Source organism: Pantoea sp. SJZ147 (assembly GCF_007828605.1).
Lineage (GTDB): Bacteria > Pseudomonadota > Gammaproteobacteria > Enterobacterales > Enterobacteriaceae > Pantoea > Pantoea allii.
In genome coordinates, this window is sequence record NZ_VIVB01000015.1 from 82,732 (window position 1) to 95,483 (window position 12,752).

Here is a 12,752-nt window from a genome sequence, read left to right on the forward strand (position 1 = left end):
CGCAGGATGTGGCGATGCGCAGGAGAGCCGCTCATCTTGTGCCGGGAAAGACGAATGCGCCGGACGCACGCTGATCATCAATGATGTCCTTTGACACAGATTTTAAGAAATCTTAAAACTCTCCGTTCCCGCGCAGCCATAAAAAAACCTCTCCCGGCCGGGAGAGGCGATGCGTACAAACCATCCTGTCAAATCAAGGCCGGCGACGGTCAGCCGTTGAACGTGTCCGGGTCTGGCCCCAGTCGATTGCCGCTGTCCAGCCTGGCAATCTCGCTCATTTCTGTCTTATCCAGGCGGAAATCAAACACCTTGAAGTTCTCTTCAATGCGCGCAGGCGTTACCGATTTTGGAATCACGACCAGACCACTGTCCAGGTGCCAGCGGATAACGATTTGCGCCGGGGTTTTACCGTATTTCTTCGCCAACGATTTGATGATGTCCTGATCGAATACACCTTCGCCACCCTGAGCCAGGGGGCTCCAGGATTCTGTCTGAATCTGATGCATGGCGTTCCATGCATGCAGGGTGCGCTGTTGCAGCATCGGATGCAGCTCAATCTGGTTGATCACCGGCGTCACGCCCGTTTCTTCCAGCAGTCGCTTCAGGTGCGGCTGATTAAAGTTACACACGCCGATGCTTTTAACCAGGCCCTGTTGCTGGAGTGCGATCATGTTCTTCCAGGCTTCAACATAGTGATCGTTTTCCGGGCACGGCCAGTGCATCAGATACAGATCGACCTGGTCCAGCTTGAGCTTTTCCAGGCTGGTTTCCAGCGCCTGCTGGACATTTTGCTGGTCGTTGTTCCACAGCTTGGTCGTGACAAAGATATCGTCACGCGCGACGTCAGTTTCCTGTAACGCCTGACCAATCGCCTCTTCGTTTTTGTACGCGGCGGCGGTATCAATGGAACGATAGCCGACCTCCAGCGCTTTCAGCACGGCGTGACGCGCATCTTCGACGCTGGCTTGCCACACGCCAAGTCCCAGTTGCGGCATCATGTTACCATCGTGCAGTTTGATAATAGGTTGGTCTGCCATGACATGCTCCTTACATTTGCAGTAAACCAGTGAATCTTCGCTGTGCTTAAGTCTAGCTAACAATTTGCAGGCTGCTTGTGAACCGCACAGGATAACCCTGCCTGATCCTGTCAACTTCTTGCCTGATTCTCCATTTTGCTGGCGAATTAACCAGGTGCGCGGCAAACTGCTATTTTATTTTCTGGAGTGATTATGCCCCACGACGCATTGTGCCAACGTCTGGCTCAACAGGTGGTCACGTTGATGACCCACGGGCGCGAACAGCTGTGCCCGGTAGAAAACGTCTCGCTGATCTATGCCGGTCAGTATCGCCCGCGCACGCCGATCATGTATCAGCCCGGCATCGTTATCCTGTTTCAGGGAAGTAAAACCGGCTATCTCGGCAGTACGGTTTTTCAGTACGATGCCACAAAGTATTTGATGCTGACCGTACCGCTCCCGGTCGAGTGCGAAACCTGGGCGTCACCCGAACAGCCCTTAGCCGGGATGTGTCTGAACGTGGATACCGCCAGTTTGCAGGACCTACTGATGGCGATTGGTGATGATGAAGGTTTCCAGCCGCAGCCGCTTACCTCTGGTATTCACGCCGGCTGGCTAACCGAGCCGATGTTATGCGCCGCAGAGCGCCTGCTGGATGTGATGACACAACCACGGGATGCCCGCGTGCTGGGACCGGACATTGTGCGGGAAATTATTTATTACGTGCTGACCGGGCCGATTGGCGGGGCGCTGCTGTCGCTGGTCAGTCGTCAAACGCAGTTCAGCCAGATTGCCCGGGCGGTGCGGCGCATTGAACATCACTATGCTGACAATCTCAGCGTGGAGGCACTGGCGGCAGAGGTGAATATGAGCGTGTCGGCGTTTCACCATAACTTTAAGGCGGTGACGCAGACGTCGCCGTTGCAGTACCTTAAACGTTATCGCCTGCATCAGGCGCGGCTACTGATGTTGCATGATGGCCTGAAAGCCAGCGTGGCGGCGGTGCGCGTCGGCTATGAAAGCCCCTCGCAGTTTTCACGAGAGTTTAAGCGCTATTTTGGCGTGACGCCGGGAGAAGAAGTGAATCGGGTGCGTCAGACGGTAGCCGAATCCGCCGGCTGACGCAGCCCATGCTCAGGCGTGTTTTTGACGACGCTTTTTCCAGATAACGATGATGCTGCCGACCAGTCCTACCACCAGTAGCACCATCGGTAATATCATCAGGATCGCCATCACCTGATCTTCGTGACGTTTAATAAAGGGCACCTGGCTGATACCGTAACCCATGGTCACTACGATGCCGACCCACAGCAGGCCGCTCAGCCAGTTAAATAACTGGAAACGGCCATTGGACAGCCCGGATATACCTGCCATGGTCGGTAACAGGGTGCGAATAAAAGCCAGAAAGCGGCCAACCAACAGCGCCATCAGGCCATGACGGTTAAACATATTCCATGCGCGTTGATGATATTGCGCCGGGAGCTGCATCAGCCAGCTCTTGACCAGTTTCGTGTTGCCTAGCCAGCGTCCTTGCAGATAACTCAGCCAGCAGCCCAGACTGGCGGCAGTCGTCAGAATCAACAGCGTCGGGAAAAAATCCATCACCCCTTTGGCGACCATGGCACCTGCCAGCAGTAGCAGACTGTCACCGGGCAAAAAAGAAGCAGGCAACAAACCATTTTCCAGAAACAGCGTCATAAACATGACGCTGTAGACGATCCAAACCACATCTGGATTGGCCAGCGCGGCGAAGTCTTGATGCCAAAGCGCGTGCACAATCTCGTGTAAAACACCCATTAGCTATCCCATTACGTCACAATAAGACTTACTCGTTCTGTTCAGACCTGCCTGACCTCTTACTTCCACCACCGCAACAGCGTGCGGTGGAAGGGTAAAATGCTGCGGTTCTTCTGCTGGCTGAACACTTTTTTTATAAACTGAATGTTAACAGCTAACCAGCCATGACCGGGTGTTATATCACGACGGTCGGCGCCTGGTTTATATCATGTTTACTATTTTAGCGCGTCAGGCGATCAAAGCCTGCCTCAAGATCGACCCGTAAATCATCCACATGTTCCAGGCCGATATGGAGCCGTATCAGCGTGCCCTCGACGTCCACGCCACCGGCCGGGCGAATGGCCGCCAGCTCCTCAGGCTGATTGGCTAAAATCAGCGACTCATAACCGCCCCATGAATAGGCCATGCTGAAATGATGAAAATGGTCGAGGTAATTCGCCAGCTGTTCACGGCTGAGTTTTTGCTGCAGGACAAATGAAAATAAACCGCTGCTGCCGTTAAAGTCACGCTGCCAGAATTCATGTCCCCGGCAGGAAGGCAGTGCCGGATGGTTAACACGCGCCACTTCAGGTCGCGCAGCAAGCCATTCTGCCACCTGTAACGCGCTCTCTTCGTGCTGGCGCAGGCGCACGCCAAGCGTACGCAGGCCACGACTTGCCATGTAAGCCGTATCGGCATCCACCATCTGACCCATCAGGTAGCTGTTTTCGCGCAGTTGATCCCAGCAGCGGGCGTTGGCGACAGCGGTGCCAATCATGGCGTCACTGTGACCAATCAAGTATTTCGTGCCGGCCTGAATAGAAATATCCACGCCAAGGGCCAGCGGGCTGAACAGCACCCCAGCCGCCCAGGTGTTATCGATCATAATGATGGCGTCGGGCGCTTTAGCGCGCACCGCCGCGACGATAGCGGGAACGTCCTGCACTTCCATCGTGATGGAGGCGGGGGATTCCAGGAAAACCACGCGGGTATTCGGTTGAATCAGTGCGGCGATGTCACCACCGATACAGTGATCAAACCAGGTGGTGGATACCTGGAGTTTGCTCAGTATTTTCGTGCAGAAGTCCTGAGTCGGTTCGTAAACCGCCCCACTCATTAAAATGTGGTCGCCCGCTTCAACGAACGCGAGGATGGCATTGGAGACGGCTGCCGCGCCGCAAGGGTAGAGAACACAGCCCGCGCCGCCTTCCAGCTCCGTCATGGCATCCTGCAGGGCGAAATGTGTCAGGGTGCCGCGACGACCATAAAACAGCTCGCCCTTCGCACGCCCTGCGGTGGCACGTTTTTTCTCAGCCACGGTATCAAAAACCAGCGAAGAGGCGCGCTGAATCACCGCGTTCACCGAACCCTGGGTATAACGCTTGTTGCGTCCAGCGCTGACGAGTGTGGTATCAATTTTTTTCGTGGTCATAGCTCTCTACTTTGCCGCTTGCAACTCAGACTTCACGTTACCACGAATTCAGCAGCGGCGTTGAGCGGCTAAACAGATTATTGCCGCAGCAACAGCGAGATTTCGCGGGCTGCCTCCTGCAACAGCGGTAAATGGTGCTGGCGCAGCATATCGGCGGAAACCTGTCCGGCATGCACGCCCACATTCAGGGCGGCCACGATCCGGCCATCCGGCGCGCTGAGCGGCACGGCCAGCGATCGTAGTCCGATTTCCAGTTCCTGATCGTTGATGGCGTAACCCTGCTGCCTGACGCGCGCCAGCTCCTCACGCAGCGCACTACTGCTGACCAGCGTGTGGCTGGTGTAACGCAGTTGGGTTAAACGCGCCAGATAATCATTTAGCGGTTCGCTGGCAAGCCCACTTAACAGCACTCTTCCCATGGAGGTGGTGCTGGCCGGTAAGCGGCTGCCGATATGCAGGTCGATCGTCATGATGCGCGATGCTGACGCACGGGCGATATAGAGAATGTCATCCCCGTCCAGTACCGCCATCGAACAGGATTCGTTCAGCGTCTGGCTGAGCTGGCGCAAAACCGGCTGTGAGGCGCTCGCCAGCGGCGTAGCCCCTAACCAGTTGTGACCCAGAGAGAGCACACGCGGACGCAGTTCAAAGTTTTTACCATCCTCCGCATACACAAACCCCAGCTTGCTCAATGTATAGAGACAGCGCCGCACGGCCGCACGGGGAATGCCGGTACGCTGGCTGATTTGCGACACGGACATCAGACGCCGCTGTGGCGTAAACGCCTGTAGCACCTCCAGTCCCCGCGCCAGTGAGGCCATAAAGTTGGGATCGCCTTTCCAGGGATCGCTGTTAGCGCGCAGTGGTTGTTGTTCATCCGTCATGATGTTCTCCCGTGAGTAGCTGGAGCCGTGCACGCCTGTGTGCGCGATCACAATGCCCCGTTTCAGTCTGTCGTTGACCGATAATCGCACACTATTTCGATTATCGGTATTGTTTGCTGTCACAGAGCGATCTACTTTTTGACTATTCAACACAAACCGGCCTGAGCCGGGCTAAAGGAACAGCAGATGATCGATAAAAGTGTGGCAACGCTGGCAGAAGCCGTTGCGGTGATACCGGACGGGGCCAGCATCATGATTGGCGGGTTCGGGCCCGCAGGCCAGCCCCTGGAACTGATTGATGCGCTGATCCACAGTGGCGTCCGTGGGCTGACGGTGATCAGCAATAACGCCGGTAACGGCGAAAGCGGCCTGGCCGCACTGCTCAAAGCAGGCTGCGTCGATAAGATGATTTGTTCCTTTCCACGTCAGGTCGATTCGTGGGTCTTCGACGAACGCTATCGCCGTGGGGAAATCGCCCTTGAGCTGGTACCGCAGGGCAACCTTGCAGCCAGAATGCAGGCAGCCGGGAGCGGCCTGGGCGGGATTTTCACGCCGACCGCCTTTGGTACGCCGCTGGCGGAGGGCAAGGAAACACGCGAGATCGACGGTCGCCACTACGTGTTTGAAAAACCGCTTAAGGCCGATTTTGCCCTGATAAAAGCGCACCAGGGCGACCGCTGGGGCAACCTCGTTTACCGCAAAGCAGCACGAAACTTTGGGCCGGTGATGGCCATGGCCGCCACCACCACGATTGCCCAGGTCGCAGAACTGGTGCCGCTTGGGCATCTCGATCCAGAAAACGTCGTCACACCGGGCATTTTTGTGCAGCGGCTGGTGGCCGTCGCGCATCCCGTCACCCTGACCGTTTCCGCCTGAGGAACAGACTATGCAAAAACTCACCCGAGACCAACTGGCCCAGCGCGTGGCGCGTGATATTCCTGAAGGCGCTTACGTTAATCTGGGCATCGGCCTGCCCACCCGCATTGCCAACTATCTGCCTGCGGACAAAGAGATCTTTCTGCACAGTGAGAATGGCCTGCTCGGCATGGGGCCCGCACCCGCAGCGGGAGAGGAAGATCCGGAGCTGATCAACGCCGGGAAAGAGCGGGTGACGCTGCTGCCTGGCGGCTGTTTTTTCCACCACGGCGACTCGTTTGCCATGATGCGCGGCGGGCATCTGGATATCTGCGTGATGGGGGCGTACCAGGTGTCGGTTAGCGGCGATTTGGCTAACTGGAGTACCGGCGCGCAGGACGCGATTCCTGCCGTGGGCGGGGCGATGGATCTCGCCATTGGCGCGCGCAAAGTCTATGTGATGATGGATTACCTGACCAAAAAAGGCGAGTGCAAGCTGGTGAATCAGTGCAGCTATCCGCTCACCGGTCTGGGCTGCGTCAGTCGTCTTTATACCGATATGGCGGTGATTGATATTACCCCGCAGGGACCGCTGGTGGTGGAGTGCTGCCCCGGACTGAGTTTCGACGCGCTGCAGGCGTTAACGCCGGTGCGCTTATTGCAACCTGAACTGGCGACCGCCTGAGGAGAGACTGATGCAACAGGCATTTATCTGTGATGCGCTACGTACTCCTTTTGGCCGTTACGCGGGCGCGCTTGCCAGCCTGCGCGCTGACGATCTGGCGGCCTTACCCTTAGCCGCGCTGTTAGCCCGCCAGCCTTCCTCGCTGGCGCAGGCCATTGATGATGTGATCTACGGTTGCGCCAACCAGGCCGGAGAAGATAACCGTAACGTCGCGCGTATGGCCCTGTTACTGGCTGGGCTGCCGTCCAGCGTGCCGGGCACTACGCTCAATCGCCTGTGCGGCTCGGGGCTGGATGCCATCGGCACGGCGGCCCGGGCGATCAAATGCGGTGAGGCCAACGTGATGATTGCGGGCGGCGTGGAAAGTATGTCGCGCGCGCCCTATGTGACTGGCAAAGCAGAAAGCGCGTTTAGCCGTTCCCTGAAAATGGAAGACACGACGATGGGATGGCGCTTCATTAACCCACAGATGCGCGCCCGCTTTGGGGTCGATACCATGCCGGAAACCGCAGAAAACGTTGCGCGCGAGTTCGCTGTCAGCCGCGCCGATCAGGATGCCTTCGCCCTGCGTAGTCAATTACGTACCGCCCGGGCGCAGGAAATGGGGCTGTTTAGTGACGAACTGATGGCGGTGAGCATCCCGCAGCGCAAAGGCGACGCCCTGAACGTCACCTGTGACGAGCATCCGCGCAGCACCTCGCTGGCGGCGCTGGCAGGCCTGAAAGGCGTGGTCAGCCCGGAAGGCAGCGTGACGGCGGGTAACGCGTCGGGCATTAACGACGGCGCCTGCGCCTTGCTGCTGGCAAGCGAGCGCGCGGCGGCAGAACATGGACTGACACCGCTGGTGCGGGTGGTGGCGATGGCGGCCTGTGGCATTGAGCCGCGCATTATGGGCTATGGCCCGGTGCCTGCTGTGCGTAAAGTGCTGGCTCAGAGTGGCCTGACGCTGGCACAAATGGACGTGATCGAATTAAATGAAGCTTTCGCTGCTCAGGCGCTGGCGGTGACGCGCGAACTGGGGTTAGCCGACGATGCGGCCCATGTGAATCCCAACGGTGGCGCGATTGCGCTGGGGCATCCGCTGGGCGCATCAGGCGGCAGGCTGGCCATGACGGCAGCTTACCAGCTGCGGCGCACCGGCGGCCGGTACGCGCTCTGCACCATGTGTGTAGGCGTTGGGCAGGGAATCGCACTCATTCTGGAACGGGTATAACCAATGTCTCTTTACCGCGCCATGTTTATGGCTTCTCCACTTAGCGACAGCTTCAGCGATACGGCCCTGCTCCAGGGAATGCTGGATTTTGAAGCCGGGCTGGCACAGGCGCTGGCAGTAGCCGGGGTGATCGATCACGCATCCGCCCGCTGTATTCAGTCCTGTTGCCGGGCGCAGGCGATCGATCGGGCGGCGCTGACGCAGGCTGCGGGGTTGGCTGGCAACCTGGCGATTCCGCTGGTGAAACAGCTTACGGCCGTAGTGGCGGCGACGTCGCCCGACGCCGCGCGCTATGTGCACTGGGGCGCAACCAGTCAGGATGCGATCGACAGCGGTCTGATGCTGCAACTGCGCGCCGCGCTTAACGACACGGCGGTGCTGCTGGACCGGCTGATTGCCGCACTGGCTCTTCAGTGCGAGCGGCACAGCACGACGCTGATGGTTGGCCGGACCTGGCTGCAGCACGCTTTACCGGTGACGTTGGGCCTGAAGCTGGCGGGCACGCTGGATGCACTGGTGCGCTTCCGCGCGCGGCTGGTGGCCATGCGGCCCCGGGTGCTGGCGCTTCAGTTCGGCGGGGCGGCAGGCACGCTGGCGTCGCTGGGGGAAAAGGGCGAGCGCGTAGAGCAGGCACTGTCCGAGGCGTTGGATCTGCCGCGTAGCGCCACGCCCTGGCACGCTCAACGCGACAGGATCACTGAACTGGCTGGCTGGTATGCCGGTCTTACCGGTACGCTGGGTAAACTGGCCCGGGACATGTCGCTCCTGATGCAGAGCGAAGTCGGTGAAGTCAGTGAACCCCAGGCGCCGGGGCGCGGCGGCTCTTCTACCATGCCGCACAAACGTAATCCGGTGCTCTGTGCCGCGATTCTCAGCGCCGCCAACCGGGTTCCGGCCCTGATGTCGGGCCTGTATGCTGGTCAGGTTCAGGAGCACGAGCGTGCGCTGGGCGGCTGGCAGGCAGAGTGGCAGAGCCTGCCGCAGCTGACAGAGCTCAGTGGCGCGGCGCTGGTGCACAGCACGGAACTGATCGACGGCCTTGAGGTGCATGAAGAAGCCATGCAACGTAATCTCGGTCTGACGCAGGGATTAATTATGGCCGAAGCGGTCACGCTGGCGCTGGCAGAGTCGCTGGGACGGCAACAGGCACACCATCATATTGAGCAGTGCTGCCGCCGGGCGCTGGAGACGCAGCAGAGTTTGCTGACCATTCTGTGTGCAGATGACACCGTTGTCTCGCACCTGAGCCGGCCTGCACTGGAGACGCTGCTCGATCCGGCCACCGCCACGGGCAGCGCATCGCGCTTTATTCACCAGGTTTTAGTGGCTGCGAGGGAATCATGACGCTGCATTACGTACTTGAGGGGCCAGACGATGCCCCGGTTATTCTGTTCAGCAACTCCTTAGGCACCACATCAGAGATGTGGCAGCCGCAGCGCGATGCGCTGATCAACCAGTATCGCATCCTGCGTTACGACGTTCCCGGCCACGGCGCCTCGGCACCGGACGGACAAACCCGTTCGCTGGAACAACTGGGAAGCAAGGTTCTGTCGCTGCTGGATACGCTGGGCATCGACAGGGTGCACTTTTGCGGCATTTCGATGGGCGGGCTGACCGGACTCTGGCTGGCGCGTTTTCATCCTCAACGCCTGATGACATTAACGGTCGCCAACAGTGCGGTAAAGATCGGCGAGCCTGCGGCCTGGCAGCAGCGGGCGGCACTTGTCCGTCAGCACGGCATGACCGCTATCACGGAGAGCGCGGCTGCACGCTGGTTCACGCCGGCATTCTGTGAACGCGCGCCCGCGACGGTACAAAGCCTGCTATCGCAGCTCAGCGCCTGCGATGCCGAAAGCTATGCCGACTGCTGTGAAGCCCTGGCGACAGCCGATTTGCGCCATGAACTGGCGGCGATTTCGCTACCTGTGCTGGTGATTGCCGGACGGGACGACAAGGTCACCACGGTGGCCGATGCGGATGCGATGGTTGCACAGATTCCGGGCGCGCAGCGTGTCGTGCTGCCCGCCTCGCATCTGTCCAGCGTGGAGGTGTGGCTGGCGTTTAACCGCGCGCTACAGCCTTTTATTGACGCTCAGCTGACGCAGGATCAACGCTATCAGCAGGGCATGAGGGTGCGGAGGGCCGTGCTTGGCGAAGCCCATGTTGACCGTACGTTGGAAAACCTGTCGCCGCTGAATGACGAGTTCCAGAACTTTATCAGCCGCTATGCCTGGGGCGAGATCTGGACCCGTCCCGGCCTGACTCGCCATACGCGCAGCCTGATCACCATCGGCATGCTGATTGCGCTCAACCGGGAAGCAGAGCTGAAGATGCACCTGCGGGCCGCGTTTAATAACGGCGTCAGCCGGGATGAAATCAAAGAGCTGCTGATGCATGCTGCGCTCTATTGCGGCCTGCCGGCCTCCAACGCTGCATTCCATCTGGCGCAGACGGTGTTCGATGAGCAGGATAGCGCGCGGTAAACGGCGATGTCAGACAGGCACGTCCAGCACCCGTTGCCGCAAGGCCGCCACCAGTTGCAGCTGCTCAGGTGGCGGCGTTTGCTGCTGGCGGGTCAGGATGCCGACCGCTTCAGCCATGCCCTGGCTGGGAAGCGGCAAGGTGCGTAGCTGGTTGCTGGTCAGGTCGTCGCGCACCGCGCCGTAGGGCACCAGCCAGACGTAACCGTGACCCAGCGTCAGACGGCGGGCCAGCGTGGTGGACAGGGTTTCCACTGCGCCATCCGGTAAGGTCAGGCCATGGCTGGTCATCAGTGATTCGGCGTTCTGGCGCGGCACCGTCCCGCGAGGAGACAGGATCAGCGGCCAGCTGAGGGCTTCGGCCAGCGTCACGCCGGCGTGCAACAGTGGATGGTGCGGGGCCACCACCAGGCGCAGGGTTTCCAGATACAGCAGCTCGAAATTCAGCCCCTCCATCAACACCGGTTCGGCCATGCGGCCAATCCCCAGCGCCATCTGTCCCGATTTTATCCCCATCAGCAGGGCATCGTTCGCCAGCGTGCTGACCTGGATGCGCCAGCCGGGATAGTGCTGCTGCAGGCTGGCTAACACTGGCGCAACGACGCTGATTATGGCGGTAGGCAGCGCGCCAAGGTGCAGCGGCGCGGGCTGAGGCGCGCAGCCGGGTCGCATGACCTGGTCAGCAATATTCAGGGCATCCAGAATACGAATGGCGTCGTGCAGGAAACGCGCGCCGCTGGCGGTAAGCTCGGTTCCCTGGCGGCTTCGCAGTAACAGTTGCTCACCGGTAAGGAATTCGAGTTCGTTAAGGGTTTTGGACAGGGCGGGCTGGGTAATGCCCAGATGGAGGGCGGCACGACCGAGCGTCCCCTGCTGCGCGGTGGCAACAAAAGCGTGAAGATGACGCAGGCGCACGCGCTGACTAAACCGGGAAACCCTATCCATGGCTCATGTTATGAATTTGCCGCCGAAGCGGCAAGAACAATGTTGCAAGGAAGTTAAGAATCAGATGTCAAAGAACACGGTTTCGTTTTCACCCTGCAGCCAGATATCGAAGCGGTAGATCGTCTCATCGCCGCGCTGCTCACGCTGCGCCAGTAAGGTGCTGCGTCGCGTTTCCCATTCAATTAAATTCAGCACCGGATCGCTGGCATTTGCCGCCTGTTCATCGGCGAAGTAGAGCCGGGTATTCAGGCCGATGTTAATGCCCCGAGCCACAATCCACAGGTTAAGGTGCGGAGCCATGGGGCGGCCATCGCGCCCGGTCACGCTACCGGGTTTAATGGTGTCGATACGCCAGATACCGCTGTCAAAATCCGAGCAGGTCCGCCCCCAGCCACGAAACGCCGGGTCCAGCGGTTTATTGTGCTGCTGGTCAGCGGGGTGCTGATAGCGTCCCTCGGCATTGGCCTGCCACACTTCAATCAGCACATCGCGAACCGGCGTGCCGGAACCGTCGTAAACGCAGCCTTCAACCACAATGCGCTCGCCGCGCGTTTCCGGCTGGGTCAGCACCTCACTAAAGTTATTTTCAAAAATATCAAAGCCTGCCGCATGGGGCGCCAGGCCAATGTGCACATAAGGGCCGGCGGTTTGCGACGCCGTTTCGGCAAGATAGCGTTTCATGATGCGGCTCCCTGGGTCCGGTTTTCGAACCAGGTCGCACGATGACCGCGCAGGACCAGGTCAAAGCGATAGGCCAGGCAATCCAGCGGCACAGCGGAGTGCGTATCCAGTTCTGCAATCAGCGTTCGCACGGCGTCCTCGCTGCCTACCGACTGAACAATCGGACAGCGGCCTACCAGCGGGTCGCCCTCAAAATACATCTGGGTAATCAGTCGCTGGGCAAAGGCTTCGCCAGACAGGGAAAAATGAATATGCGCCGGCCGCCAGTCGCTGACCTGATTGCGCCAGGGATAAGGGCCGGGCTTGATGGTGCGAAAACAGTAGTAACCGTTGTCGTCTGTCAGCATACGACCGCAACCGCCAAAGTTAGGATCGATAGGCGCAAGATACTGATCTTTTTTATGACGATAGCGTCCTCCGGCATTGGCCTGCCACACCTCAACCAGGGCATTTTTTACTGGCTGACCAAACGCATCACGCACGTAGCCATGCACGATAATGCGTTCGCCGATGGGCAAACCCTCTTTCGCGTAATTGAGGATCAGGTCACTGTCTCGTGGCCCAAGCTCCTGGCGGGTAAACACCGGTGCGGTAATTTCTGACAATGAGTTTTGCAACGAAATCAGTGCATTGCGCGGGGATCGCAACAGGCTTGTTTTATACAAGGGCGCGAGGGCCGGTGGGTGATCACGGTAATCACGATGGACCAGTTCGCGGGCGGGCCAGTCATTTTTCATCCAGGCATCCTTTATTATTTTTCGGCTACAGAGCAGGAAGTGTAGGAA

At 59.1% G+C, this 12,752-nt stretch carries 13 protein-coding genes and 1 pseudogene; 7 read left to right on the forward strand and 7 right to left on the reverse strand.

The features are described from left to right. Positions 1–209 precede the first annotated feature (209 nt). Positions 210–1,037, reverse strand: coding sequence for a 2,5-didehydrogluconate reductase DkgA (dkgA, locus tag FBY13_RS20120; RefSeq protein ID WP_145394977.1), 828 nt, complete (start codon positions 1,035–1,037; stop codon positions 210–212). A gap of 192 nt (positions 1,038–1,229) precedes the next feature. On the opposite strand from dkgA, the gene FBY13_RS20125 reads away from it, so the two are divergent. Next, entirely contained in the window at positions 1,230–2,138 is a 909-nt protein-coding gene (locus tag FBY13_RS20125) for an AraC family transcriptional regulator (protein WP_063880946.1), read from the forward strand. Between the two features lie 12 nt (positions 2,139–2,150). Here the strand turns inward: FBY13_RS20125 and FBY13_RS20130 are convergent, their stop codons facing one another. From FBY13_RS20130 to FBY13_RS20140, 3 genes are all read right to left on the reverse strand, one after another. Next, positions 2,151–2,813 carry a DedA family protein gene (locus tag FBY13_RS20130; protein ID WP_063880945.1) on the reverse strand — a complete coding sequence of 221 codons (663 nt, stop codon included), beginning with the start codon at positions 2,811–2,813 and terminating at the stop codon, positions 2,151–2,153. Positions 2,814–3,033: 220 nt separating this feature from the next. Continuing rightward, positions 3,034–4,224 carry a cystathionine beta-lyase gene (gene metC, locus FBY13_RS20135; protein WP_063880944.1) on the reverse strand — a complete coding sequence of 397 codons (1,191 nt, stop codon included), beginning with the start codon at positions 4,222–4,224 and terminating at the stop codon, positions 3,034–3,036. A 77-nt stretch (positions 4,225–4,301) separates the two neighbouring features. Next, positions 4,302–5,108 (reverse strand): IclR family transcriptional regulator C-terminal domain-containing protein, encoded by an 807-nt coding sequence (locus tag FBY13_RS20140; RefSeq protein ID WP_063880943.1) that lies wholly within the window; start codon positions 5,106–5,108, stop codon positions 4,302–4,304. A gap of 186 nt (positions 5,109–5,294) precedes the next feature. On the opposite strand from FBY13_RS20140, the gene FBY13_RS20145 reads away from it, so the two are divergent. From FBY13_RS20145 to pcaC, 6 genes and pseudogenes are all read left to right on the forward strand, one after another. Continuing rightward, the gene (locus FBY13_RS20145) at positions 5,295–5,984 is read left to right on the forward strand and encodes a 3-oxoacid CoA-transferase subunit A (RefSeq protein ID WP_096011867.1); all 690 of its coding nucleotides are present in this window, start codon (positions 5,295–5,297) and stop codon (positions 5,982–5,984) included. Positions 5,985–5,994: 10 nt separating this feature from the next. Further along, positions 5,995–6,648 (forward strand): 3-oxoacid CoA-transferase subunit B, encoded by a 654-nt coding sequence (locus FBY13_RS20150; RefSeq protein ID WP_096011866.1) that lies wholly within the window; start codon positions 5,995–5,997, stop codon positions 6,646–6,648. Positions 6,649–6,658: 10 nt separating this feature from the next. Continuing rightward, positions 6,659–7,861: a 3-oxoadipyl-CoA thiolase gene (gene pcaF / locus FBY13_RS20155; RefSeq protein ID WP_145394978.1), complete on the forward strand. Its 1,203-nt coding sequence runs from the start codon at positions 6,659–6,661 to the stop codon at positions 7,859–7,861. A 3-nt stretch (positions 7,862–7,864) separates the two neighbouring features. Further along, positions 7,865–9,205, forward strand: coding sequence for a 3-carboxy-cis,cis-muconate cycloisomerase (locus FBY13_RS20160; RefSeq protein ID WP_145394979.1), 1,341 nt, complete (start codon positions 7,865–7,867; stop codon positions 9,203–9,205). Further along, positions 9,202–9,957 (forward strand): annotated as a pseudogene (gene pcaD / locus FBY13_RS23800) (3-oxoadipate enol-lactonase); the annotation flags it as partial. The gene FBY13_RS20160 and the pseudogene pcaD, both read left to right, overlap by 4 nt. Continuing rightward, positions 9,958–10,344, forward strand: a complete 387-nt coding sequence (gene pcaC, locus FBY13_RS23805; RefSeq protein WP_241568456.1) for a 4-carboxymuconolactone decarboxylase — start codon at positions 9,958–9,960, stop codon at positions 10,342–10,344. 9 nt (positions 10,345–10,353) lie between these two features. On the opposite strand, the gene FBY13_RS20170 is transcribed toward pcaC, so the two are convergent. The 3 genes from FBY13_RS20170 to pcaH are packed head-to-tail and all read right to left on the reverse strand — an operon-like array spanning position 10,354 to position 12,704. Next, positions 10,354–11,286, reverse strand: a complete 933-nt coding sequence (locus FBY13_RS20170) for a LysR substrate-binding domain-containing protein (protein WP_109716916.1) — start codon at positions 11,284–11,286, stop codon at positions 10,354–10,356. Between the two features lie 60 nt (positions 11,287–11,346). Next, positions 11,347–11,967, reverse strand: coding sequence for a protocatechuate 3,4-dioxygenase subunit alpha (gene pcaG, locus FBY13_RS20175; RefSeq protein WP_145394981.1), 621 nt, complete (start codon positions 11,965–11,967; stop codon positions 11,347–11,349). Beyond that, positions 11,964–12,704 carry a protocatechuate 3,4-dioxygenase subunit beta gene (gene pcaH / locus FBY13_RS20180; RefSeq protein WP_063880935.1) on the reverse strand — a complete coding sequence of 247 codons (741 nt, stop codon included), beginning with the start codon at positions 12,702–12,704 and terminating at the stop codon, positions 11,964–11,966. The genes pcaG and pcaH overlap by 4 nt, the downstream gene beginning before the upstream one ends. Positions 12,705–12,752: the final 48 nt, after the last annotated feature.

Excerpts from the sequence above, each read along its gene's own strand:
- FBY13_RS20150 (WP_096011866.1), top strand. The coding sequence starts at position 5,995 with ATGCAAAAACTCACCCGAGACCAACTGGCCCAGCGCGTGGCGCGTGAT.
- pcaH (WP_063880935.1), bottom strand. The coding sequence starts at position 12,704 with ATGAAAAATGACTGGCCCGCCCGCGAACTGGTCCATCGTGATTACCGT.
- FBY13_RS20160 (WP_145394979.1), top strand. The coding sequence starts at position 7,865 with ATGTCTCTTTACCGCGCCATGTTTATGGCTTCTCCACTTAGCGACAGC.
- FBY13_RS20125 (WP_063880946.1), top strand. The coding sequence starts at position 1,230 with ATGCCCCACGACGCATTGTGCCAACGTCTGGCTCAACAGGTGGTCACG.
- pcaG (WP_145394981.1), bottom strand. The coding sequence starts at position 11,967 with ATGAAACGCTATCTTGCCGAAACGGCGTCGCAAACCGCCGGCCCTTAT.
- dkgA (WP_145394977.1), bottom strand. The coding sequence starts at position 1,037 with ATGGCAGACCAACCTATTATCAAACTGCACGATGGTAACATGATGCCG.
- FBY13_RS20145 (WP_096011867.1), top strand. The coding sequence starts at position 5,295 with ATGATCGATAAAAGTGTGGCAACGCTGGCAGAAGCCGTTGCGGTGATA.
- pcaF (WP_145394978.1), top strand. The coding sequence starts at position 6,659 with ATGCAACAGGCATTTATCTGTGATGCGCTACGTACTCCTTTTGGCCGT.
- metC (WP_063880944.1), bottom strand. The coding sequence starts at position 4,224 with ATGACCACGAAAAAAATTGATACCACACTCGTCAGCGCTGGACGCAAC.
- FBY13_RS20130 (WP_063880945.1), bottom strand. The coding sequence starts at position 2,813 with ATGGGTGTTTTACACGAGATTGTGCACGCGCTTTGGCATCAAGACTTC.
- FBY13_RS20170 (WP_109716916.1), bottom strand. The coding sequence starts at position 11,286 with ATGGATAGGGTTTCCCGGTTTAGTCAGCGCGTGCGCCTGCGTCATCTT.
- FBY13_RS20140 (WP_063880943.1), bottom strand. The coding sequence starts at position 5,108 with ATGACGGATGAACAACAACCACTGCGCGCTAACAGCGATCCCTGGAAA.